The sequence below is a fragment of the Azotobacter armeniacus genome, assembly GCF_054779355.1.
In genome coordinates, this window is the sequence record NZ_BAAGYK010000121.1 from 1 (window position 1) to 1,160 (window position 1,160).

Annotated in this window: 1 protein-coding gene; it reads right to left on the reverse strand. The window is 65.9% G+C overall.

Translation table 11 applies throughout. From position 1 onward, the window contains the following. A partial coding sequence (locus ACYVD0_RS17010) for a PhoX family protein (protein ID WP_460427915.1) occupies positions 1-1,160 on the reverse strand: 1,160 nt, incomplete at both ends.

Here is a 1,160-nt window from a genome sequence, read left to right on the forward strand (position 1 = left end):
TCCTGGATGTCCAGCGGCAGCCAGTCGCCCGTGCCGTCGGCATTGAAGCGGGCGACGTAGAGGGTACCCTCGTCGAGCAGGCGGCTGTTGTCGGGATGACCGGGGCGGAACTTGTCGTGGCTGACGTACTTGTAGATGTATTCGTTGCGCGAGTCGTCGCCCGAGTAGCAGACCACGGGCTTGCCGGGCCGGCTGGGAGCGAAGATCACCCCTTCATGGGCGAAGCGGCCCAGAGCCGAGTGCTTGACCGGCACGGACTTCGGATCGAAGGGATCGATCTCGACGATCCAGCCGAAGTGGTTGGGTTCGTTGCGGTAGTCGCCGCTGGCTGCCGCGGCCTTGATGGCGGCATCGAAGCGCTGGAACTCGTCGCCTTCCAGAGTTTCCCAGCCGAAGCGTCCGGTCTTGCCCACGCCATAGCGTTTCAGCTCGCGCGGCAACTCGCTGTCCTGGCTGGCGAAATAGCCTGCCCAGTTTTCCTCGCAGGTCAGGTAGGTACCCCAGGGGGTGAAACCATGGGCGCAGTTGTTCTGGGTGCCGCGAGTGGCGGTGCCCTCCGGGCTGTAGCGGGTGCTCAGCAGGGCATGCCCGCGTGCGGGGCCCTGGATCTCCATCGGGGTGGCGGCGGTGATGCGGCGGCCGAACTTCGAGTTGCCGACCACTTCCCAGCCACCATGGGGGGTGCGGCGGATTTCCACCACCGAAACGCCGTGGGCGTTGATTTCCTTGCGTACTTCCTCGGCGACGGTGCGTTTGCCGTCGACCACGGTCGGACCGTTGGGATGCAGCAGCGTTGCATCGATGTATTCATGGTTGAGCACCAGCAGGCCGTGCTCGCTGTTGTGACCCTTGCCGTCCCGGGCGTCGATGGGAAAGTAGTGCATGCCGTCATGGTGCATGCCGGTCTGCTCGGCCTGCTCCTGGGCGCTGTTGCTGCCCTCTTCGCGATAGGCCGGGTAGCTGCCGCAGATCGGCGTGCCCCAGGGGATGAAGGGTTGGGCCTGGAAGCCCTTGGATACGGTGACGGTATCGGCACGGGTCACCGCCACCGGGGTGAACGGCAGGCGGCTGGGCCGCTTGAGCAGGCCGTTGGCCTCTCCGGCATCGCCGCTGCGCGGCATGGCCACACCGAGGAAGGCCAGCATGCCCATGGCCATTCC